Genomic DNA, 21,915 nt, shown 5'->3' on the forward strand with positions numbered 1-21,915 from the left:
CATGGTCGCGGCCCTCAATCCTTCTCGTTCAACCAGACAGGTTCTGAAGGCATCGGCCCCGTGAGCAGCGCTTCCGTCTCCTCGATGACGCGGTGGAAATGCGGAATCGTCAGATCCGCGCCGGCCAGCCCGCCGATGAAGCTCATCGACGGTAGCTGGCGCCCGAGTCGGTACAGCACGCCCATCGTTTCCTGGTACATCGGCCCGCAGTTCCAGCGGAAACCCACCGAACGGTCGACGACGCCGAGCGCGCGGATCTTGCGGAATGCCTGCAGCAGCGCGTCGATCGGGAAGGGGCTGAAGGTCTTGATCTTGATGAGGCCGACCTTCTTGCCGGCCTCACGGGCCTCGTCGACCGCATCCTTCGCGGCGCCGGTCATACTGCCGAGGGTCATGATCGCGAAGTCGGCGTCGTCGAGGCGGTATTCCTCGACCAGCGGCGCATAGCTGCGACCGATGCGTTGCGCCCATTCCTCGTGCACTTTTGTTATCACGCTCAGCGCGTTCTGCATGCCGCGACACTGGCTCTTGCGATAGCGCACGAAGGTCGACGGCCCTTTTCCTCCGGAGCCACCGGTCAGCGGATCGACCGCCATCGGGCGCAGCGGATCGAGCGCGACGTGCCAGTTGACGTCCTTCGGCCCCATGAAGGCATCCACATCGGCCTGGTCGGGCAGCTCGACGCGCGACGTACCGTAGGAAAGATAGTTTCCGTCGAGGCAGATATTCACCGGCAGCATCACGTCGTGGTCTTCGGCGATGCGGAAGGCCATCACGGTGGTGTCGAGCACTTCCTGCACGGATTCGCAGTAGATCTGCACCCAGCCGACTTCGCGCACCGTCATCGCATCCTGATGCCCGCCCCACACGCACTGCGGCGTGATGCCGTCGCGCGTGACGATCGACATCACGATCGGCAGCCGCATGCCCGTGGTGCGGAAATACGGCTCGAACATGAAGGCGAGGCCGGGGCCGCAGGTCGCGGTGTAGGTACGTGCACCGGCGAGTGCTCCACCCTGCAGCACGGATAGCACCGAATGCTCGCCCTCCGCGTCGACGATGTCGGCATCCATGCGGCCGTCGGCGATCAGCTTGGCGACGTGTTCGACAAGCGAGGACTGCGGCGTGATCGGATAGACCGCGACCATGTCGGGGCGCGCCAACGCGACACCCAGCGCGGCGGCCTCGTTGCCTTCGCAGAGAATGACTTTCGGCTTGCGTGCGGCGTCCGCGGTCGCCGGCTTTTCCAGGGTCGCGGTGCTCATTGGGCTTCCTCTATCATCGTGATCGCCCGTTGCGGGCATTCGTTGGCGCAGATGCCGCAGCCCTTGCAGGTCTTGAGGTTGAAGTCGAACCACGCGGCGTGTTCCTCGACGCACTGCACCGGGCAGTACAGCCAGCACACCGCGCATTTGACGCATTTGTCGCGATCGACCACCGGCCGCATGCTGCGCCAGTCGCCCGGCAGCATCGGGCTGACGACGGTGGCGACCGGACAGAGATCGTCCGGGACGTTCGCCTGCTCGAGGTTGAACAGCGGATAGCTGTGATGCCGGCTCATGCCGCGGCCCTCCTTTCGATCTGATGCACGACGGTTTCGGCGTAGCCGCGTTCGAGCGCGGTCATGTTCTGCACAAGACCGGCATCGCGGAATTCGGAGTCTTCGAGTGCGCGCTTCAGCGCATCGAGCGACACGATACCGGTCGTGCGCGCGAAAGCGCCGAGCATCAGCGTGTTGGTGATCGGCCGCTTGAAGATGTCCAGCGCGATGCGCACCGCATCGCACAGGCCGACGGTGGCGACGGTGTCGGGAAGCGCCAGCTCCTCGAGGGACCGGTGCGTCGCCTGCACCAGCGCGCCGCCGGGCTTGAGGCCGGCAAAGATGTCGACCGACTTGGTCAGCGTCGGGTCGACGCAGATGATGCAGTCGGGGTGATAGATATTGGTGAGCTGGCGGATTTCACGGTCGCTTGCGCGCAGAAAGGAGACGACCGGCGCGCCACGACGTTCGAACCCGAATGACGGGATCGACACCGCGTACTTGCCCTCCTCGACCAGCGCCGCCGCAAGAATGCCGGACGCCATCACCGAACCCTGGCCGCCCCGGCCATGGAATCGCACTTCGTACATCTCGTCTCCTCCTGCGTCGCAGGGACGGGGCTGCCTGGCCCCGCCTTGTTGTTTGCTTCGGGTGCTATCGGTATTGCTATTCGTGCTGTGTCAGTTGGCCCCGCCCCAGCCGGGCTTCACCGCTGCCCCCGCCGTGCCGCGACCGCGCACCGGCAAATGCTTCAGCGCGAATCCCTGAGTGAAGGCCGCGCGCCGCACCAGCGTGTATTTGAGCAACCAACCGCCACCGACCGCGATCAATCCGGCCGGAATCAGCGCCACGCCAACCAGCGGAGCGCCGAGCGCCGCAAGCAGCAGCAATGCAGCCGGAAGCAGGTTGCCAAACATCAGGAACTGCCCGTCGACCACCGCCAGCGCGCGCAGGCTACCGTCCGGCGCCCCGTCGGCGCGCAGGCCGGCGAGGTAGCTGCGCCACAGCAGGACGCGAATCAGCAGCAGCAGGAGCGTCACGGCGGCGACCCCGATCTGGCCCGCCGCGCTCGTGATCACGAACGGCGACGCCACTGCCACCAGCGCCGCGCCTTCCGCGAAGCCGGTCGCAACCAGCATCGGCAGGCAGCGCGGATGGCGCCAGGCCGGGATCCCCTTGTCGGCAGACAGAATGCGTGCCTGTGCGTAGACGAAGGCGGCGCCGAACAAGCCTGTCAGCAGCACGAATATGCTGTGCCCGGTGAGCAGTGCGAGCCCGCCACAGATAAACACCAGCGGCGCAACCGCCGCTTCGCGCGTCATCCACGACGTCGCGAGGTGGCGATAGACATTCAGCGCACGCCACGGCCGGCCGATCTCGAACCACACGCAGGTCAGCCCCGCACCGATCAGCGCCATGCCGCCGAGCAGCAGTGCGCGAACGTCGGTGCCCCACAGGCTCGCGAATGCGGCGCAGAACAGCAGTCCGCCGCCTGCCCCGCCAGCAATGAAGTTCGACGCCGCGCGCCAGTCCCAGTTGTGTTGCTGCCGGGGAGCCAAACGGTCACCGGGCTTGAGGTTTTTGGCTTTCATGTCCGCTTTCACCCCTTGTCCCAGATGTAATACACGCTCGGTTCGGTGCCGAGTTCCTCGTGCATGCGGAAATGCTGCGTCTCTGCGAGCAGCCGGCTGACCTTGCTGTCCGGGTCGTCGATGTCACCAAAGGCCATCGCACCGGAAATGCAGGAATTGACGCAGGCCGGCGTGACTTCCGGGTCGCGGCCGGGGATCTGGCCCGTCTGCGCCGCGAGGTCGATGCGCTCGACACAGAAAGTACATTTCATCGATACCGCAATACGTGCCGGGTCGAAGCGCACCGCTTCGGACGCGATCGGCTTGTCGCCGTAGGCGAAACGCACGTCGTGCACGATCGAGCGCGCCTCGTAGGGGCAGGCCATCACGCAGTTCGCACAGCCGATACAGACGTCGTAGTCGATGGTCACCAGGCCGTCGGCGCGCTTCTTCGTCGCGCTCGTCGGGCACACTTCCTCGCACGGCGGGTTGTTGCAATGCATGCAGGCGACCGGCACGAAACTGCGGCGCACGTCCGGAAATTCGCCGGTTTCCATGTCCAGCACACGGCGCCACTGCACGCCCGGGGGCGTCGCGTTGGCGTTCTTGCATGCAGCGGTACAAGTCTGGCAGCCGACGCAGCGGCGCAGATCGATCGCCATCACGTAGCGGGTCATACAGCCTCCTTGCGAGCGACCTTGCGTACCGCGACGCGGACGATATCCGAGCCCGAACCGGTCGCATCGGTGAGCTCCATCGACATCGGCGCAATGGTATTCAGGCTCGGCATGCCGAAGTCCTTGGCGAACGGCGTCGCCCAGTGATCGAACTGCCCGAGGATCACCAGCGTGTCCGGGCGCACGCCCTGTGCCAGCACCGCGTCACCGTAGGTCGCGCCAATGTGCGAGCGCACCTCGATGCGGTCGCCGTCGGCGATGCCGAGGCTCTTCGCGGTCTTCGCGTTGATGATCACGCCGGTGTGGCCGCGCACGTTCTGCGCGACTTCGCGCATCAGCGCGATGCTCGCGTTGCCGCCGGTGTGGTACTGCATGCTCTTGGTCGCCAGCAGCCACAGCGGGAAATCCTCGGGCTTGGCGCCGGCATTGACGAGTTGCTGCGTCCAGCGGCCCGGCACATCGTGCCATTCAGGCAGCGCGGCGTATTCGGAGAGCTGCTCGTCCCACCAGTGCATCTTCTGCTCGTGCAGGCGGTTGCCGAGTTCGCGACCGATGCGCAGCAGGCGCTCCTGGTAGGGCATCTCGTAGCGCAGACCCTGTTTTTCCAGCGTCGGCGTCAGATACCAGTCGAGCTTCGACATCGGTACGGTGTAGAAACCGTGCTCCTTGAACCATTCCAGGTCGTGGGTTTCCCGCCCGTCCGACAGGTGTGCCGACGACGCGCGGCACACCGCGTCCCAGATCTCCTCGACACCATGCTCCTGCGCCGGATCGAGGCTGTAATCGTAGTTTGCCGCCTTCAGCGGCGAGCCGCCGCCGGCACCCCGGTTCAGCGCGTTGTTATAGGCTTCGAGCAAGCCGGTGCGCTTGGCGAGCTGGGTGCTGATCCACGTGAAGTCGCGCGTATCGCCCTGCGGCTCGACCGCCGGCTGACGCAGCACGACGCCGCGGTGCTCCCAGAACTGTTCGACGAACTTGGTACCGCCAACCTTGATCATCTGCACCGATTCGAGATCGGTCGCCTCGGGCAGCAACAGGTCGGCGAGGTAGTTGGTCTCGTCGACCGTGTAGGCGAAGCACACGGTGAAGGGGAAGGTCGCAATCGTCTTGACCAGTGCCCCGGTTTCCCAGAACGAGATCGCCGGGTTCGAGCGATAGACGAACCACACGTCCGGCAGCGTCGGCGCCGGCATCGACCAGTCGCTCGGCAGTTCGCGCTGGAACATCCACGCCAATTGCGTCGGGCCGAGCGCCTGGCTCCATGCGCTGTTGCCGACGATCGGCACGAGGGTCTTGTGGATGTTGCGCCCCGTCGGCTGGGCCGCCCAGTGCGCCTTGTCGGTCGCGTTGAAGTGCTGCGACATGAAACCGTCTTCGCCGGCCTTCACGCTCTGGTGGCGGTCGTCGTGCGGACGGTTCAGGCGCACCGTCGTGCCGAGCGTGCCGCCCGGGTTTTCGAGCGCGCCCACCAGCACCGCGAGCAGCGTGCGCGCCCAGCAGCATTCGAACGCGCCCCAGCCGTTGTTGACCGACTTGCCCAGGGTCACCGCGACCGGACGCAGCGCCAGCGTCTGGCCGTCGATCTCGATGGTCTCGCCGATACCGGCGTTTTCCAGGTATTCGTTGGCAATGCGGCGGATCGTCTCGGCCGGTACATCACAGATCCCCGCGGCCCATTCCGGCGTGTACTTGCGAATGTGGTCGACGAGCTTGGTGTAAGCGGTCACCGCCTCGACCTCGCCCAGCGTCTGACGCGCGTCATCGGCATCGATGCTGATCGCGCCGCTGACGCGGAAGCGCCCCGCCACCGCCGGCACCGCGCCCGGGGTGTCGAAGGGCACCGCGCGGCCACTCGCCTCGTCCCACAGCAGCGGCTTGGCGCTTTCGGCGTCGCGCAGGTACAACCCGTCCGGCCCGACCAGATACGGCGACGAGCTGCGGTCGCGCAGGAAGGGCACGTCGAGCTTGTCCAGCCCCTGTTCGCACACCAGCACGTGGATCAGCGCAAACATGAAGGCGGGGTCGGTCTTGGGCCGGATCGGCACCCATTCGGCCGAACAGGCACCGGTGACCGACAGATGCGGCTCGACCTGCACACGCTTGTAACCGCGAACGCGCGCGTCGGCGTGACGCGTCACCGCACACGGGCCGCCGGAGGCTTCAACGTTGGAGCCGATCGAGATCACATAGCGCGCATTCGGCGTATCCGCGGCGACGGTGAAAGCGCGGTGCCAGAATTCACCGTACAAGTGCTCGGAATGCACGCACTTGACGCCCTGACCGGAGCCGAAGCTGTAATCGATCGCCCCCCACGCGGCAAGGAAAGCCGGGAAGGTGCCCATATACATGCCGGGCGTGCCACCGTGGCCGAAGGTCGCCGCGACGCGCGGCAGGCCCGATTCGTCCAGCAAGCCCTTCGCACGCGTTGCGGCAAGCTTCTCCGCCAGCATGTCCAGCGCCTCGTCCCAAGAAATCGGCACGAACCCCGGATCCTCATCGCGCCCCTTCTTCGGATTGGTGCGCTTCATCGGCTGCAGCACGCGGTGCGGGTTGTAGGTCTTCTGCACCAGACCATAGGCCTTCACGCACACGCGGCCGCGCGCCGGATGCATATCCTCGGCGGCGAAATTCGGCTCGACTTCCGTCGCGACGCCATCGACGACCTTGACGGTCATGAAGTCCGGACCGGCAACGCAGTTGTAACAGTAGGTCGGAATTTTCTTGACGGTTTGCGGCTTGGTAACTGACATGTTCTCCCCTGCCTCAATGAACACGTTCGGGGTGCGAATACACGCTGTGCCGTTCGCCGCGCGTGAAACCGATCAGCGTGACACCGGCCGCCTGCGCCACCCGCACCGCCATGCCGGTCGGCGCGGAGACTGCGGCAACGACCGCGATACCGACCGCGGCCGCCTTCTGCACGATTTCGTAGCTCGCGCGACTGGTCATCAACACGAAGCCGTCGCCGAAGGATTTGCGCTGTGCGGCGACTGCACCGATCAGCTTGTCGAGTGCGTTGTGCCGGCCGACGTCCTCACGTACCAGTTCGACCGCGCCGTCAAAACGGCACCAGGCCGCTGCATGGACCGCGCCCGTCAGGTGGAACAGGTGCTGCATGGTCTGAAGTTCGGACTGTGCACGCAGCAGCGCGCCCGCCTCGAGTGCGCCGGAGACGCCGATCGTCGCGATCGGCCGACAAGCCATCTGATCGAGACTCTCGACACCACAGATGCCACAGCCGGTGCGCCCCGTCATCGCGCGGCGCCGCTCACGCATCCCGGCGAAACGCTCGCCGGCGAGGTGCATCTGCACTTCCCTGCCGTGGGCATGCTCGACCACTTCGATGTCGTAGATCTCGCGCGCATCCCCGACGATGCCTTCGCTCAGGCTGAAGCCGACCGCGAAGTCTTCCAGATCCTGCGGGGTGCTCATCATCACCGCGTGCGAGAAGCCGTTGTACACCAAGGCCACCGGGACCTCTTCGGCCACCATGTCCTCGGTGTGGGTGGTGCCGCTACCCACCCATCGATCCACGCCGTACCTGCCGTGTGCATCTGCCACTGAAGCCGCACCGTGTTGCATCGCCCACCTCGCCAACCGGTTTCATCGGGTCCGCCGGAGTCCGGCACGCCAACCACGATGTCTTGGACTAACGATACAAATTACTAGGTCAATAGTCAATGTTTTTGTATCACATTTAATTCAATTGTTTGACCTACATCAATCTTCACGCGAGTACCATGCCGGAACTCCGCGCCTGCGCCGGCCGGCATCGTTTCGCAAGCTTGGGACATGGCGTTAGAATCGGATCACAACCCCTCTCCAACACAAACGCCGGCTTGCCCGGGCGCACAAAAACGGTGTCAGAACAATGAAAAGCCGTTTCATCGAGCAGTGGATCAGCGACTACCTGGCCGAGCATCGGGTCCGTGCCAACTCGCTCATCATCACGATTTATGGTGACTTCATCGCGCCGCACGGCGGCACGGTGTGGCTCGGCAGCTTCATCCGGCTGGTCGAGCCGCTGGGGCTCAACGAGCGCATGGTGCGCACCAGCGTGTATCGCCTGTCGCAGGACACCTGGCTGCAGTCGGAACAGATCGGGCGCAAGAGCTATTACAGCCTGACGGCATCCGGCCGGCGGCGCTTCGAGCACGCCTACCGACGCATCTACGACGCGCCGCAGGACACCTGGAACGGTGAATGGCAGATGGTGCTGCTGCCCTCGACACTCTCCTCGCCGCAACGCGACACGCTGCGCAAGGAGCTCTCATGGGCAGGCTATGGCAGTGTCGCGCCGGGCGTGCTGGCGCACCCCTCGTCCGACACCGCAACGCTGATCGAAATCCTTCAGGACACCGAAACGCAGGACAAGGTGGTGTCGATGAGCGCCCGCAACATCGGCGTACTGTCGAACCAGCCACTACAGGATTTCGCGCGCGAATGCTGGAACCTCGAAGCCATCGAGGCCGCATATCGCGAATTTTCCGAGCGCATGCGCCCGGTGTTGCGCTCCTTGCGCGGCACGCGCAACCTCGATCCCGAGCAATGTTTTCTCGTGCAGACGCTGACCATGCACGAGTTCCGCCGTGCGCTGCTGCACGACCCCAAGCTGCCGACGCAACTCATGCCGAGCGACTGGAGCGGCGCCGCGGCACGCGCGCTGTGCGGCGATATCTACCGACTCACCTATCGCCTGTCGCAACAGCACCTGATGGCAGTCTGCGAGACGCCGAGCGGCGCGTTGCCCGCCGCGGCGCCGTATTTCTACCAGCGCTTCGGCGGACTCGAGCGCGAATCCGCCGCGCCGGAACTGACTGCGGGCTGAACCGCAAGGTCTGCACTACAGCGGTGACTCAGGCCGCCCGCGGCACGATGGCATCGACCGGACAGACCTCCTTGCACTGCGGCGTGTCGTAGTGGCCTTCGCATTCCGTGCATTTGCCGGCGTCGATGATGAACATCTCGTCCCCCGACGCAATCGCATCGTTCGGGCATTCCGGCACGCACACGTCACAGCTGATGCAGTCGTCGATGATTTGCAGCGCCATTACTTGATCTCCTCTTTGTTTTAGGAATGATTGACTCTGATGGGGTTGGGGGTGCGCCCGACGGAGCCGCACCCCGCGCTGATCGCCGTCACAGCGCGAAATCGGCTTCCAGTTCGGCCACCGGCACATTGCCCTTGGCTTCGGGCCGGTACGGTGCGCGACTGCCCTTGTAAAGCACCTTGCCGACGTTGAAGCCGTCGTCGGTCATCAAGCGACGTGCGGCGCGGGCGGGGTCATCGGTCACATCCACCACCGCGGTACGCACCTGATGCTTCCACTCGGCCTGTTCGGGGCGGAAGGTCACGCATGGGCTCAGCACATGCACCAGCGAGAAGCCCGGGTGCCGGATCGCCTGCGCGATCATGTCGGCGACGTTGTTCGGATCGCTGCTCGAACAACGCGCGATGAAGTTTGCACCGGCCGCGAGCGCCACCACCAGCGGGTGGAAGGGGTTGATGCCGGCGCCGTCAGGCGTCAGCTTGCTGCCGTCCCAGTCCGGCGACGTGGTCGGCGACGCCTGCCCCTTGGTCATCCCGTACACCTGGTTGTCCATGACGATATAGGTCAGGTCGACGTTGCGCCGGCAGGCGTGCAGAAAGTGATTCCCGCCAATCGAGAAGCCGTCGCCGTCGCCGCCGGTGACCAGCACCGTCAGGTCGGGGCGCGCGATCTTGAGCCCGGTCGCCACCGGCAGCGCGCGTCCATGCACGCCATGGAAGCCATACACGCTGGTGTAGGCCGGGATACGCGACGAGCAGCCGATGCCGGACACCACCGCCACGTCCTCCGGCGGCAGGTTCATCGTTGCCAGCGCCCGCGTGATCGCCGCGAGCACCGAAAAATCGCCACATCCGGGGCACCAGATCGGCTTCACGTCCGACTTGTAGTCCTTTGCGGTGTATTCCCGCTGCTTTACACAGGTGTCCATGATCAGCTCCACTGGGTGATTTGTTCGACGATGGCGCCGGGACGAACCGACAGCGGTCCGGGTTGATGCAGTGCCTTGACCTGGCGCGGCAGGTCGTACTGCGCACGCAGATAGCGATAAAACTGCCCGCTGTGCGACTGCTCGACGACCAGGATCCGACTCACGCCAGCCAGTGCACGTTCGAACTTCTCGGGCTGCACCGGCGAGATCAGCCGCACGGCGACGAGCTTCACGGCACGCCCTTCGCTGCGCAGGCGCTCCAGCGCTTCGCGCGCCGGTCCCGCACTCGACCCCCAGGTCACGATCGCGGTATCCGCATCCTCGTCGCCACTGATGTCGGCCCAGTGGTCGCCGTAGTTGTAGCCGGTGAGCTTGCGCAGCCGCTTGTCGAGTTGCGCCTGGTGGTCGGACGCCTGCGACGACGGCGTGCCGGTCTCGTTGTGCTCCAGTCCATCCGCCGTATACGTAAACCCCGCCATGCCGGGCACCGCCATCGGCGACACCCCCGACGGCGTGTTCGCGTAGCGCTTGTACTGCACACCCGCCTCCAGCGCCGCCGGCTTCTCGCGCTGGCCCATGAAGGCGATCGCGGCCGAGCGCGAAATCACCGCGCGCGCCTGCCCCATCGCCTGGTCGGTCAGCACGATTGCCGGTGTCTGCAGCATCTCCGCGAGATGCACCGCCCACTGGGTCGTAAACAGGCAGTCGGCAACCGAGGTCGGCGCCAGCACCAGGTGCGGCGCATCGCCGTGCAGGCCATATACCGCGATATTCAGGTCGCTTTGCTCGGACTTGGTCGCAATGCCGGTCGAAGGCCCGACGCGCATCACATCCACCACCACGATCGGCACTTCCGCCGCCACTGCGAGACCGAGCGACTCCGTCATCAGCGCCAGACCCGGGCCCGAGGTCGCCGTCAGCGACGGCACACCACCGTACGAGCCGCCGATGATCTGGTTGATCGACGCCAATTCGTCCTCGGCCTGCACCAGCACGCCACCGACTTTCGGCAACGCCGGCGCCAGCCATTCCAGCACCTCGGTTGCCGGCGTGATCGGATAGGCCGCGACGAAACGCACGCCGCCACGCAGCGCACCCATGCCGGTTGCCTCGTTGCCGGTGATGCTCCAGCGCTCGCTGCTACCGGCCTTCGTCGCCGCCAGCCTCGGCACCGCCGGGAAAGTCGCCGCCGCCTCGACACCGGCGCGGAAGGCCGCGATGCTTGCAGCGATCGCGTCCTCGCCCTTGCGCTTGAGGTTATCGCGCAGCACTTCCAGCACCACGTCTTCGGTCAGACCGATCATCGCCGCGATCGCACCGAACGCGATCATGTTCGGACGTCCACCCGGAACACCCTTGGCGAGCGCCTTCATCGGCAGATCGACACGCTGCGCACCCATGCGCACGATGGATTCGGGCGCCTCGCCCTCGCCCGGGTCGCCGATCAGCAAGCTGTCGGGGCCCAGCGGGATTTCCGCCGCGAAGCGATTGAGGTTCTGCCAATCGATGGCGACAAGGAAATGGAAACGGTCGTCATGCGACGAAACCGGCTCGGTCCCCAGGCGGATCATCACTGCCGCCTCGCCGCCGCGAATCTGCGGCCCCGACGAGCGGGTCATGTACGCGTACCAGCCCGACTTGGCCGCAGCCTCCAGCAACAGACTGCCGGCGGTCACTACCCCCGCTCCGCCGTTGCCCGCAATCACCAGTGAAACCGTTTGCCCGCTCATCCGCCCCTCCGTCTTTACCGACTGGAATTGGCGCGCATCTCACGCGCCTCGATGGACGAAATCTAGCAACGCATTTGCTTCCTGTCAAATGATTTGTCTTCCACTATTTTTATCATCGTTTGACCGGCATACTTGGGACACCCAACGTTTTGTATTACCGCAGATATTCCATGACGCAAAAAAAATCGACTGAAAAGAAAGGCCTCGACTACGGCATGCTTCCGGGGCTGGCCGGCTACCAGCTGCGACTGGCGCAGATCGCGATCTTTCGCGACTTCTCCGAAGCGCTTGGCGAGTACGACGTCACGCCCGGCCTGTTCGGCATCCTCGTCATCATCGAAGCCAACGCCGGCCTCAAGCAGACCGAACTCGCGCGCGCCGCACACCTCGACCGCTCGACGGTAGTTTCCGTGATCGACAACCTGGAACGCCGCAGCCTGGTCGAACGCCGCGCCGCCGAGAACGACCGGCGCTCCAATTCGCTGGTGCTGACCGCCGACGGCGCAGCGCTGCTCAAGAAGCTCAAGCGCCGCGTCGTCGATCACGAGAAGCGTCTGGTGGAGCACCTGACGGAAGAAGAGCGCGGCACGCTCGTGACGCTGTTGCAGAAGATATTTCCCGAACACCGCTGAGCGCCCGCGCCGCCCGCGGCCTGCCACGTCATGGCGTGGTGACTTCGTCAATGCACCGGCCGGCAAAATCCACCGGCTAAAACCTCATTTCCGGGAGAACCCGAGATGTCAGCACATGCATCAACCATCGAGTGGACACGCGCAGTCAATCCTGGCGATGCGACCACCTATTCGCGCAATCACGTCGCCACCCTGGGCGCCGGGCAGAAAATCGCCATGTCGGCGTCGGCCGATTTCAAGGGCGACCCGCAATGCGCTGATCCCGAACAGATGGTGGTCAGCGCGCTGGCAAGTTGCCACATGCTGTTCTTCCTGGCGATCGCCGAGCTGAAGGGCTTCCCCGTCGAGCACTACACCGATCACCCGGTAGGGCATCTCGAGAAGACCGACAAGGGCCTCGCCATCACGCGCATCGTGCTCGCGCCGCGCGTCACCTTCGGCCAGGGCAAGCAGCCCGATGCCGATACCCTCGCGCAGATTCACGCCAGCGCGCACAAACGCTGTTTCATCGCCAATTCGCTGACGGCCGAAGTCAGCCTCGACCTCGGAACGGCCTGACTCAGCGAGCACTCCCGGCGCGCAGCGTTGCCGCGCCGGGACTGTCGTTCAGAACGGCAACACCAGCTTGAACCACGCCTTGTCGCCACGGAAACGGTTCTCGGCTTCCGTTTCGTGGTGCCACTGCGCGATGAACATCGTGCCGTTCTTGTTCGTATAGCTCAGACTCGGGCCGATCGCGAACACCTCGCCCTTGCGCCCCCTTGACCACAGCCCGTCGATCGCCGGCAGCGTGTCGCCTTCGAGCTTGTCGTTGGTCGTCTGCTTAAGGTAATAACCCGCGAGGCCCACTGCCCACGGCCCGAAGTGCTTGCCGACCACGTAGTCCATGTGGAAGTCGTCACCGGACTCGTAGTCCATCTTCGGCATGCCCGGCGCCAGGCGGAAGTCCTTGTTCTTGCGCTTGATGTTGTACATGAACTTGCCCGACACCTCCCAACCGGAGTCGGACATCCAGGTCATCGCGAAGATCGGCTCGACGCTCCAGTAGTTCGTGCCGATGCTCTGGCGCGGGTCGCCGGACTTGTACTTGCCGGTCGGCAGATTGAAGTCGAGCGCGACGGTCCAGTGCAGGTTCGGCGTGTGCCACGCGATGATGACCGGGTTGAAGGTGATGTCGCCAAGGCCGGTCACGGTCTTGCTGTCGCCGCCGAGCTTCACCTTCTGATGCACCACCGGCACGATCAGGTGCATGCCCCAGTCGCCCCCGAGGATCTTGGTGTCCGTCATCTTGATGAAGCGCATCGCGTCGAACCATGCATCAACCTCGGCGCCCGGCACCTTGTCGCCATCGCCGTCGCGCAGCTTGCCGCCGTAGTGGCCGAAGTAGTTCAGAAAGTAGTTGCCCGGCGGCGGTACCGCACCGGCGAGCCAGCTTTCCGCGCCGTTCGGGTACTGGTCGCCGCCCTCTTTCGCCAGCGCATTGCCGGCGAGCAGCCCCGCCAGCGCCACGGCAACGGTGATCCGTCTGATTTTCATAGGTGCTCCCTGATATTCAATTCGTCGCGCTTCAGAACGGGAATTGCCGCTGACCCAGCTGCACGGTGATCCACTTCAGTTCGGTCATCTCGTCCATCGAGTGATGCCCGCCCTCGCGCCCGACGCCGCTGTCCTTGACGCCACCAAAGGGCACATGCGGCTCGTCCATGATCGACGAGTCATTGACGTGCACCATCCCGGCCTCGAGTCGCAGCGAGAGGTCGAAGGCCTTCTGCAGGTCGTTGGTGATGAGGCCCGACGACAGGCCGTAACACGAGTCGTTCGCGAGCCTGAGCGCGGCCTCGCTGTCCGCCGCACGGATCACCGACACCGCCGGACCGAAGCTTTCCTCGCGGAACACCAGCATGTCGGGCGTCACCCCGCCGAGGATCGTCGGCTGGTAGAAGGCGCCGTCACTCTTGCCGCCGGTCAGCAGCTTCGCGCCCTTTGCGACCGCGTCGGCAACGTGGCGGTCGAGCACGCCGCACTGCTTGCGGTCGATCAGCGGGCCGATTACGGTTTTCGGGTCGCGCGGGTTGCCGACCTGGAAGCTACGGACCTTCGTAACGAGCTTGTCGCAGAACGCGTCGAAAATCGGCGCCTCCACGATCAGGCGCGAGTTGGCCATGCACACCTGCCCCTGGTGCAGGAAGATGCCGAAGGCCGCCGCATTCACCGCGTAATCGACATCGGCATCCTTCAGCACGATCAGCGGGCTTTTTCCCCCGAGTTCCAGCGTGATGCGCTTGAAGTGCTTGCCGGCTTCGGCCGACAGTTCCCTGCCGACCTCGGTCGAACCGGTGAAGGTGATCATGCGGATGCGCGGGTCGGCGACGAAGGTGTTGCCGAGCACCGAGCCCTGCACCGGCACGACGTTGAGCACGCCTTTCGGCAGGCCCGCGGCCTCGAAGATCTCGGCGATCTTGAGTCCGGTGACCGGCGTATAGCTCGCCGGCTTCAGGATGAAGGTGTTGCCGGCGGCGAGTGCCAGCGCGACCTTCTTCATCGCCAGCAGGAAGGGGAAGTTGAACGGCGCGATACCCGCGATCACGCCCAGCGGCCGGCGCACGCTCATCGAGAACACGCCGGGGCTGTCGGACGGCAGCGTTTCCCCGGTGATGCGCCGGCATTCGCCAGCTGCGCTGCGCAACAGGTTCACAACGAAGGACGCCTCGAACATCGCCTTGCCGAAAGTCGACCCGGCTTCGTCCATCAGCACGTCGGCGACTTCCGGAATGCGCTTCTCCAGCACGTCGGCGGCACGCAGCAGGATCGCCTCGCGCTCGTTCGCCAGCGTGTTGCCCCAGCTCTCGCGCGCCCGGTAGGCCGCGGCAATGGCACGTTCGAGATCGTCGGCCGACGCCTGGTGCACGCGACCGAACACCTCGCCGGTCGCCGGATTGATGTCGTCGAGAATGGTCTCGTTCGACGAGCCGACCCACTCGCCGTCGATGAACAGCTTGTATTCCTTCATGCTTCCCCCCCTTACAGGCTGATGCCGCACCGGCCCGGCGCGATGATGTTGTTCGGATCGAGCGCCTTCTTCAGGCGCTTCTCGACGTCGCGCTTGACCGGCCCGTAGGTCGCCGCGACTTTCTCGGCAAAGGCGGTGTTGGCGCGGTACATGCCGTAACCTTCCTTGGCGAAGGTGTGCAGCAGCTCGTCGTAGCAGGCGTAGGCGTTCTTCGTCTGTGTCTCGTCGGAGCGGTCGTACAGCAGGTCGATGACGTGGTGCATGTCGCGCCAGCCGACGATGAACTCGCCGACGTAGTCGAAACCGTACTTGCCGAGGATGTCCTTGGCCATCTTCATCTGCTTCAGCGTCTCCGAGCCCTTCGCCTGCGATACCGGCGCGAACCAGATCGAACCACCGCCGCCGCGCCAGTTGTAGAGCCCGAACTCGCCCAGGTTCGGCTTGCCCTTCATCAGGTCGAAGCGGTATTGCAGCGCCTGGCTTCCCTTCGATTGCTCCTGCGTGATGATCTTGCCGCCGGTGCCGGCCGCGACCGCCTCGATGATCTTCCAGTTGGCGTCGTTGGTTTCCTTGGTGCCATAGAGGCCCGCATACACGTTCCACGCGCCGATGTTGTGATCCGCCTGGATCTTCTTCACCGCCTCGTCGGGGATCGCACCCGGCCCGGTGAAGTAGTCCGCGCGCTTGACCGGCGTGCACGGCGCCTCCCACAGCGTGTGCGCGATCACCACCGCGTTCGGAATCACCATCGCGATGCGCAAAGGGCGCAGCGCTTCGACGATCTTGGTGATGTCGGTCTCGTTCGGATACTGGATGCAGAACGGGCGGAAGTCCGGCGGCGCCGGCATCAGCCACATCCCCATCTTGGTGACGACGCCGTAGTTCGACTGCGTGAACATTCCGTCCAGCGTCGGGCCGTAGCCCCACTTGAACACCTGCCAGGTGTTCGAGTTCTCCATCGCCCCCATGCCGGTGCGCAGCACCTGGCCGTCGGCGAGCACGACTTCCATGCCGCACGAGAACATGAAGTGCTCGCCGTAAGGCGTGTAGCCGACGCCGCGATCCACCATGTTGCCGACCGGTCCGGCGATTGCCGACGGTGCCGGACACGAGAACCACAGCGGCAGCTTGTGCTCCTGCAGGTAGTCGTAGAGCTGCTGGTAGGTCACGCCCGGCTCGACCAGCGCCGTACACAGATCCGCATCGACCTCGAGGATGCGGTTCATGCGCCGCAGATCCATCACGATCTGGCCGCGCTGCACCGGCGCCGCCGAGCCGTAGCCGAGATTCTTGCCGGTCGAGATCGGGTACACCGGGACGCGGTACTTGTTGGCGACCTTCATGATGCGCTGGATCTGTTCGACCCCGTCCGGCGTGACCGCCGCCGACGGCGCGTGCTGCGCGTCCGGCACCGGCATCATGATCTTGTTGTATGGCGCAAGCTGCTCGTCCTCGATCTGCACATGCTCGTCGCCGACGATGGCGCGGATCTCGCGCAGGGCCTGGTCGAAATCACCTGCAGACACGCCCTTCGGCAATGCCTTGTTCTTTGAACTCATTAGAATGTCTCCGTCGTATTTATCGTTGCCTGCGGCTTCAGGTATGGATCGCGAAGGACACCAGGCTGACCGCCCCGATGCGGCGGTGCGAATCCATCGCCAGTCCCGCCCCGCGCGCCGCCGCGATCTGCTGGAAGATCAGCGCCGAGGCGTCGTCCATCACCCCGATCACACGTGCCTGCCCCGCGCGCTCCAGCAAGGCCGTCACGCCCGCAAAGCTGCCCAGCTCGCGCACGCTCGCCGCCACCGGCCGCACACCCAGCTCCGCCGCCAGCCCACCCGCGAGCGCCAGCGCCTGCGGCAACTCCGCCTGCGCCACCACCATCACTGGCCGCTGCCCCCTCCGAACACACCCGGATTCGCCATCGCCATAAGCGGCGTTGCCCCGAGCGCCCCACCGCCCAGCACACCCTTCAGGAATACCCGCCTGTCCATGTCGGCTCACTCCCGCGCCAGCGCCGCACTGGTGCTGATGCGCCGCGCCACGTCGGCGAGCGTCGCGTCGTCGATCTCGCTTCGCCGAAATGCCGGCATCGCCCGGTTGCCCATGCGCACCACCCGCTGGATGTACTCCGCCGGCAACGCGCGCCCCTTCAGCACCGGCCCGACGTTCGCCTCATGGCAATAGCGGCACACCTTCTCATATGCCTCGCCCCCGTCCCGCCAGGCGGCCTGCGCCCCACCCGCGGCCACCAACACCGCCACCGAGCCCAGGCAAACGGCGAATCTCCTTGCGTGCATTTCCATCCCCTCCCGACTGTTGGACTTCCAACTTCTTCGGACGAGACAACGCAAGCGCAATGCCCGTTTTGCACGGACGCGCCATTCTTGTTTATTTACAAAGACTTGAGATTTGTGCGCAGCCAATCACGGCGCGCCTTGAAAACGGTCATCGTGTCTGAAATTCAGACACTTCTGCACCGCGGCAGCCTCGCCTCGCTGTGGTGACGCGGGCCACCCCCGCACCCGCGCCCGATTCGCAAATTCAGACACTGTCCAGATTTGCGACAGCCACCCAGCGGCCCTCAGCCCGCCACGTCCAACGGACTCAACACCCCCCGCCCGCCTGCAATTCGGCGGCGTGCAGCGCACGCACCACTTAAACCTGCGCCCGTGAGTGCTCGGCCAGGCTCCCCGGCAACATCGTCAGGCGATCCTTGTCGCCCTTCCCCTCGCGCACCACGATCTCGCCGCGCCCTAAGTCGACATCGTTGACCGCAGCCTCAGCCCCTCCAGCAAACGCATGCCCGTCCCATACAACAGCGAAACGATCAGCCTCAGCAAAGGATCATCCACCCCCGCAATCAGCCGCTGCACTTCCTCGCGCGAAATCACCGAAGGCAAGCGCGCCGACAACCGGCCTCCACGGACCCCGGGCGATTCAGGCTGTGAACGGGTAATCTCTACCTATTCAGTACCAAGAGCGCCGAAAATGTCCGCCAAACCCCAGCCCCAGCAGAATCATCTTCTGGCAGCCTTGTCGCCTGACGTTCAAGACCGTTTGTTCCCGTACCTGGAACTGGTGAGCCTGCCGTTGCGCGCGCTCCTGTATGAATCCCGGTACCCCATGCGTCACGTTTACTTTCCCACCGACTCCATAGTCTCGCTGCAGTACGTGATGGAAAACGGGGCATCGACCGCGATCTCGGTGGTGGGCAACGAGGGGTTGATAGGCATCACTTTGTTTCTGGGCGGCGAGAGCACGCCGAGCCGGTCGCTGGTACAGAGCGCCGGTTACGCATATCGACTCCCCAGACTGCGGGTGAAAGAGGAGTTCAACCGCCACGGCCAGTTGCTGATGCTGATGCTGCGCTACACGCAGGCCCTGATCACGCAAGTCTCTCAGACCGCAGTTTGCAACCGGCACCATTCGATCGACCAGCAACTCTGCCGCTGGCTCCTGCTTTCCATGGATCGCCTGTCACATAACCACTTGACGATGACACAGGAATTCATCAGCAACATGCTCGGCGTTCGCCGCGAAGGCGTCACCCAGGCCGCGTCAAAATTGCAGCAGCTAGGCGTGATTTCATATTCGCGCGGATTGATCAAGGTGCTTGACCGGCCGAAACTTGAAACTCTTAGTTGCGAGTGCTATGGCGTGGTCAAGAAGGAAACAGATCTGCTGCTTCATTACCTTCCGCAGCGCCACGTGATTACGAATACCGACTCCATCCCCACTGCAACGCTTTGAACGCCGTAGGCAGTGAGACGTCAATGAAAACGGTGTTTGGGAAACGATTTCTTAGCCGCAGCCCAACAAAGCGCTCCAGCCGAACTTCGCGCCTTCGGCGCTCGTCGGCTGAGCTTGGGCGTTGGGAGTCATAGCTATGCGTTACTGCGCCGAGTACTGTGTTGACGTACCTGACGACTTCCCGATCGACGAACTGACTGCGTTCATGGCATCTGCTCGTCGGACGCTCCTTCACCCTGCGATGGGCCGGGAGTGGAACGAGTTCGCGGCTGCTTCAAATCTCATCGGTTGGCGTTACAGAGCGTCGTCGGAAGACTGGCTCAATTACAGGCACTCTTGGCAAACAGAGGGCGTAGCAGTTAATCACGAAGGTCTTTATCGGCGGGAACGCGCACTTTTCGGAATGTTCTCGGCAGGAGTCGCGTGCATCGACAGCGCCGCATACGCGCTTGCTGCACTTTCGAGCCATCCCGGCGTATTGGCGATAGCCTTTGGACCGACCGAGCAACGTGCCTGTAGCCCAAAGCAGCTGCTTGAGTGGCTTGCGCCAATGCCCAAGGCAGCTGCCCTATCACAAGCACTGTCTAAGCTGTGCGCATCCGCAGAGTGGAAGCTGTGGGTCGCCCTCCGCAACCGCATGAGCCATAGGTCTAATCTTCCATGCATAGTCTTCGGCGCAGTTGGTAGCGAACCGCCCCTAGCTAAGGCGCTTCATTTCGCCGCGACTTCCAGCACGCCAATCGTCGAAGGCGACTTGGAATCGTTCGATGCTCTGCACGCGTGGTTAGCATGGTCGCTTACCGAACTGCTAGTCGAAGGCACGAACCTATGTGCAACATGACGCCCACCCCCCATCGAGCGGACGTTTCCGACGCGCTTAGCACGCCTGCAAACGCCGTTCATTTCGAACGCTTAGGCATCTTTGATGAATTTTGACCGTTGTGACGTCATTATTGATCAAGCTCTCTCGTCCAAGAGTGAGGCAGAGTTTTGCCACTACATCGCGCCTTTGTTTAATACATACGAGATACTTTCCGTGGGCTTAGGCCGCGGAAACATCTTCTGGCGAGCCAGAGCTGTCGAAAGCGACGTATGGGAAAACGTTTTCGATTTGGACTATCCACCAGCAGAAAAGGCTCGCCGAGGCCGCCTCAACGATGTCGGGGTCCCATGCTTTTACGTTGCCAAAGATATTCAAACAGCTCTATTGGAAGTTGAGGCGACGGAAGGTCAGCTCATACAAATTGCTGGTTTTCGTGTGCTCGCCGATGAAATTCTTCGGCTTATCGTAGTCGGAGAATATGCAAACGTACAAAAGAACGGCTACATGCATTTCTCAGGCACGGATCCAGGCCGAACTATACAGAAGCTACTCAATCAACAAGATAAAAACGCCTTACCGTTACTCTACATCGATAAGTTTCTCGCCAATGTGATCGGCGATCCGGCTGCACGTGAGTCGAACTATGCATTTAGCATAGCACTTGGGGCATTTCTTCATTCAAAAGTGGACGCTGACGGAATTGCCTATCCCAGCATCCGAGATCCAGGTGGATTCAACTTGGCAGTGCCCCCTCTGCCATCCGACAGAGTGTTTCACAATGTTGCGTGCGTGCTTGTTAAGGTTGGAAAGAGGCGCCGGTTTGGCGTTCTTGATTATCAGATCGTTTCGTCCGCGACTCGAATTGACGAACAGCTCAACTTCATTTGGCCTGATCGGTATCAAAGTGGGCAACTTAATATATACGGTCTCAACAAGCAGGAATATGACTTCTCATGTAACCGAGTTGGCAACAACGACGCCATGTTTGAGCTTTTATCAATGTATTCCCCGCGCAATGTTCGGGATGCCTAGATTCAATTTTCAAATGCAACAAAAACATTGGCGCACTCCGCCTAAGAAATCCCTAAGGGACTTCCCGTCAACCTCGTCTTCCTGCGCGAAATCCGCGCAGGTCCGGTGAATTCACCCGTAAGCCCTCACAGGAGATCTCTCTTCATGCACGACCTATTTGTTAGTCATGCATCTGAAGACAAAGCCGAAATTGCCCGTCCACTTGCACTGGCACTTGTCGACTGCGGACTTAACGTCTGGTATGACGAGTTTTCGCTTTCCCTGGGAGACAGTCTCTCCGAGTCCATTGACCGCGGCCTTTCGGACAGTCGATTCGGTGTTGTCATACTCAGCCCAAGCTTTATCGCTAAGCCTTGGCCAAAGCGGGAACTGCGCGGACTAGTATCCAAAGAGGTCGCTTCAGGCCGAGCAATACTGCCGGTCTGGCACAGAGTGTCGCACGGGCAGGTCCTCGAGTTTTCACCAACGCTGGCGGACCTTCTGGCCATCTCCACTGACACGGGCATCGCCCATGTGGCCGAACGAATAGCGCAAGCCATTGGGAAGACCGGTGGTTCATCTCCGGCTCTTCATCGATCCAAGGAACTGCACCGCTCTGGCCACTATCAAGCCGCAGTTCTGGTTGCCTGCGCCCACCTCGAGCATGTGCTAAGGGCGCGCCTAAGGACTGCATTTACGCGTTCGCCGCGTGAGCTCCGTCTTGTCAGTTCATACAGCCTAGGCCCGCTGCTTGATCTGGCGCTTAAAGCAAGGATGCTCCCACTCAAAGGTAGGCTTACCGCTGACGAACTGAGGGAATGCGTCCGAATACGCAATGAGGCCGCCCATTCCGTGCTTCAGCCAAGCGCAGAACAGACAGCACTCGTTCTTCGCTGCACAGCTTCCGTCGAAGAACTGGCGTGAGGGCTAACCCTTCCCTAAGGGACTTCCCGTCAACCTCATCCTCTTGCAGACCGGCCGTAGGCCGATCGTGACGTCGATCACGTACTCATCGTCGGACCTCCGCGATCACGCGCGTGCATGACCGGTTTTCGACTGCCGGCATCGCCATGGACAAAGACAGAGCAGACTGCCTTTCCCTAATCGGCCTTGTTCGGCGCGCCAGCGCCGGGGCCCTGCGATTAACCGCACCGGCTGGCCTCAATCAGTCGTCGGCGCGACCGGGGCG

General features: G+C 63.3%; 21 protein-coding genes and 1 pseudogene. 7 read left to right on the forward strand and 15 right to left on the reverse strand.

Translation table 11 applies throughout. The annotated features are described in order from the left end of the window. Window positions 1-14: 14 nt before the first annotated feature. The 7 genes from padG to fdhD form a co-directional block, all read right to left on the reverse strand. A complete protein-coding gene (gene padG, locus GPA25_RS04885) occupies window positions 15-1,265 on the reverse strand; it encodes an NADH-dependent phenylglyoxylate dehydrogenase subunit alpha (RefSeq protein WP_169259231.1) in 1,251 nt (416 codons plus the stop codon). Further along, window positions 1,262-1,561 carry an NADH-dependent phenylglyoxylate dehydrogenase subunit delta gene (gene padF / locus GPA25_RS04890; protein WP_169259232.1) on the reverse strand — a complete coding sequence of 100 codons (300 nt, stop codon included), beginning with the start codon at window positions 1,559-1,561 and terminating at the stop codon, window positions 1,262-1,264. The genes padG and padF overlap by 4 nt, the downstream gene beginning before the upstream one ends. Beyond that, on the reverse strand, window positions 1,558-2,130 hold the full coding sequence (padE, locus tag GPA25_RS04895; RefSeq protein WP_169259233.1) for an NADH-dependent phenylglyoxylate dehydrogenase subunit gamma: 573 nt from the start codon (window positions 2,128-2,130) through the stop codon (window positions 1,558-1,560). Before padE ends, padF begins: the two co-directional genes overlap by 4 nt. 90 nt (window positions 2,131-2,220) lie before the next feature. Continuing rightward, entirely contained in the window at window positions 2,221-3,132 is a 912-nt protein-coding gene (locus GPA25_RS04900; protein ID WP_169259234.1) for a DmsC/YnfH family molybdoenzyme membrane anchor subunit, read from the reverse strand. A gap of 8 nt (window positions 3,133-3,140) precedes the next feature. Continuing rightward, window positions 3,141-3,788, reverse strand: a complete 648-nt coding sequence (locus GPA25_RS04905; RefSeq protein ID WP_169259235.1) for a 4Fe-4S dicluster domain-containing protein — start codon at window positions 3,786-3,788, stop codon at window positions 3,141-3,143. Then, the gene (locus tag GPA25_RS04910) at window positions 3,785-6,538 is read right to left on the reverse strand and encodes a molybdopterin-dependent oxidoreductase (protein ID WP_169259236.1); all 2,754 of its coding nucleotides are present in this window, start codon (window positions 6,536-6,538) and stop codon (window positions 3,785-3,787) included. The genes GPA25_RS04905 and GPA25_RS04910 overlap by 4 nt, the downstream gene beginning before the upstream one ends. A 13-nt stretch (window positions 6,539-6,551) precedes the next feature. After that, window positions 6,552-7,349, reverse strand: coding sequence for a formate dehydrogenase accessory sulfurtransferase FdhD (gene fdhD / locus GPA25_RS04915; RefSeq protein WP_343034838.1), 798 nt, complete (start codon window positions 7,347-7,349; stop codon window positions 6,552-6,554). A gap of 310 nt (window positions 7,350-7,659) precedes the next feature. Here fdhD and paaX point away from each other — a divergent pair, with 310 nt between their 5' ends. Then, window positions 7,660-8,616 carry a phenylacetic acid degradation operon negative regulatory protein PaaX gene (gene paaX / locus GPA25_RS04920; protein ID WP_169259238.1) on the forward strand — a complete coding sequence of 319 codons (957 nt, stop codon included), beginning with the start codon at window positions 7,660-7,662 and terminating at the stop codon, window positions 8,614-8,616. 46 nt (window positions 8,617-8,662) lie between these two features. Here the strand turns inward: paaX and GPA25_RS04925 are convergent. The 3 genes and pseudogenes from GPA25_RS04925 to GPA25_RS04935 form a co-directional block, all read right to left on the reverse strand. Beyond that, a pseudogene (locus tag GPA25_RS04925) lies at window positions 8,663-8,839 on the reverse strand (YfhL family 4Fe-4S dicluster ferredoxin); the annotation flags it as partial. Window positions 8,840-8,927: 88 nt separating this feature from the next. Next, window positions 8,928-9,767 (reverse strand): 2-oxoacid:ferredoxin oxidoreductase subunit beta, encoded by an 840-nt coding sequence (locus tag GPA25_RS04930; protein WP_169259240.1) that lies wholly within the window; start codon window positions 9,765-9,767, stop codon window positions 8,928-8,930. A gap of 2 nt (window positions 9,768-9,769) precedes the next feature. Continuing rightward, window positions 9,770-11,497 (reverse strand): 2-oxoacid:acceptor oxidoreductase subunit alpha, encoded by a 1,728-nt coding sequence (locus GPA25_RS04935; protein WP_169259241.1) that lies wholly within the window; start codon window positions 11,495-11,497, stop codon window positions 9,770-9,772. Window positions 11,498-11,667: 170 nt separating this feature from the next. Between GPA25_RS04935 and GPA25_RS04940 the strand changes: the two genes are divergently transcribed. Then, entirely contained in the window at window positions 11,668-12,129 is a 462-nt protein-coding gene (locus tag GPA25_RS04940; protein ID WP_169259242.1) for a MarR family winged helix-turn-helix transcriptional regulator, read from the forward strand. A 105-nt stretch (window positions 12,130-12,234) separates the two neighbouring features. Next, the gene (locus GPA25_RS04945; protein ID WP_169259243.1) at window positions 12,235-12,687 is read left to right on the forward strand and encodes an OsmC family protein; all 453 of its coding nucleotides are present in this window, start codon (window positions 12,235-12,237) and stop codon (window positions 12,685-12,687) included. Between the two features lie 48 nt (window positions 12,688-12,735). On the opposite strand, the gene GPA25_RS04950 is transcribed toward GPA25_RS04945, so the two are convergent. The 5 genes from GPA25_RS04950 to GPA25_RS04970 form a co-directional block, all read right to left on the reverse strand. Then, on the reverse strand, window positions 12,736-13,665 hold the full coding sequence (locus tag GPA25_RS04950) for a SphA family protein (protein ID WP_169259244.1): 930 nt from the start codon (window positions 13,663-13,665) through the stop codon (window positions 12,736-12,738). 31 nt (window positions 13,666-13,696) lie between these two features. Continuing rightward, on the reverse strand, window positions 13,697-15,139 hold the full coding sequence (locus GPA25_RS04955) for an aldehyde dehydrogenase family protein (RefSeq protein WP_169259245.1): 1,443 nt from the start codon (window positions 15,137-15,139) through the stop codon (window positions 13,697-13,699). A gap of 11 nt (window positions 15,140-15,150) precedes the next feature. Next, entirely contained in the window at window positions 15,151-16,698 is a 1,548-nt protein-coding gene (locus GPA25_RS04960) for an FAD-binding oxidoreductase (RefSeq protein ID WP_169259246.1), read from the reverse strand. A 37-nt stretch (window positions 16,699-16,735) separates the two neighbouring features. Continuing rightward, complete coding sequence (locus tag GPA25_RS04965; RefSeq protein ID WP_246265341.1) at window positions 16,736-17,023, reverse strand: hypothetical protein; 288 nt, start codon at window positions 17,021-17,023, stop codon at window positions 16,736-16,738. Window positions 17,024-17,139: 116 nt separating this feature from the next. Further along, window positions 17,140-17,439 (reverse strand): c-type cytochrome, encoded by a 300-nt coding sequence (locus GPA25_RS04970; protein WP_169259247.1) that lies wholly within the window; start codon window positions 17,437-17,439, stop codon window positions 17,140-17,142. Window positions 17,440-18,130: 691 nt separating this feature from the next. Here GPA25_RS04970 and GPA25_RS04975 point away from each other — a divergent pair. The 4 genes from GPA25_RS04975 to GPA25_RS04990 all read left to right on the forward strand — a co-directional run bounded on the left by GPA25_RS04975 (window position 18,131) and on the right by GPA25_RS04990 (window position 21,650). Then, window positions 18,131-18,892: a Crp/Fnr family transcriptional regulator gene (locus GPA25_RS04975; protein WP_169259248.1), complete on the forward strand. Its 762-nt coding sequence runs from the start codon at window positions 18,131-18,133 to the stop codon at window positions 18,890-18,892. Window positions 18,893-19,028: 136 nt separating this feature from the next. Further along, on the forward strand, window positions 19,029-19,733 hold the full coding sequence (locus GPA25_RS04980) for a hypothetical protein (RefSeq protein WP_169259249.1): 705 nt from the start codon (window positions 19,029-19,031) through the stop codon (window positions 19,731-19,733). An 84-nt stretch (window positions 19,734-19,817) separates the two neighbouring features. Further along, window positions 19,818-20,747, forward strand: coding sequence for an RES family NAD+ phosphorylase (locus GPA25_RS04985; protein ID WP_169259250.1), 930 nt, complete (start codon window positions 19,818-19,820; stop codon window positions 20,745-20,747). A 144-nt stretch (window positions 20,748-20,891) separates the two neighbouring features. Next, entirely contained in the window at window positions 20,892-21,650 is a 759-nt protein-coding gene (locus GPA25_RS04990) for a toll/interleukin-1 receptor domain-containing protein (protein ID WP_169259251.1), read from the forward strand. Window positions 21,651-21,915: the final 265 nt, after the last annotated feature.

The organism is Aromatoleum diolicum, assembly GCF_012910955.1.
Taxonomy (GTDB): Bacteria; Pseudomonadota; Gammaproteobacteria; order Burkholderiales; family Rhodocyclaceae; genus Aromatoleum; species Aromatoleum diolicum.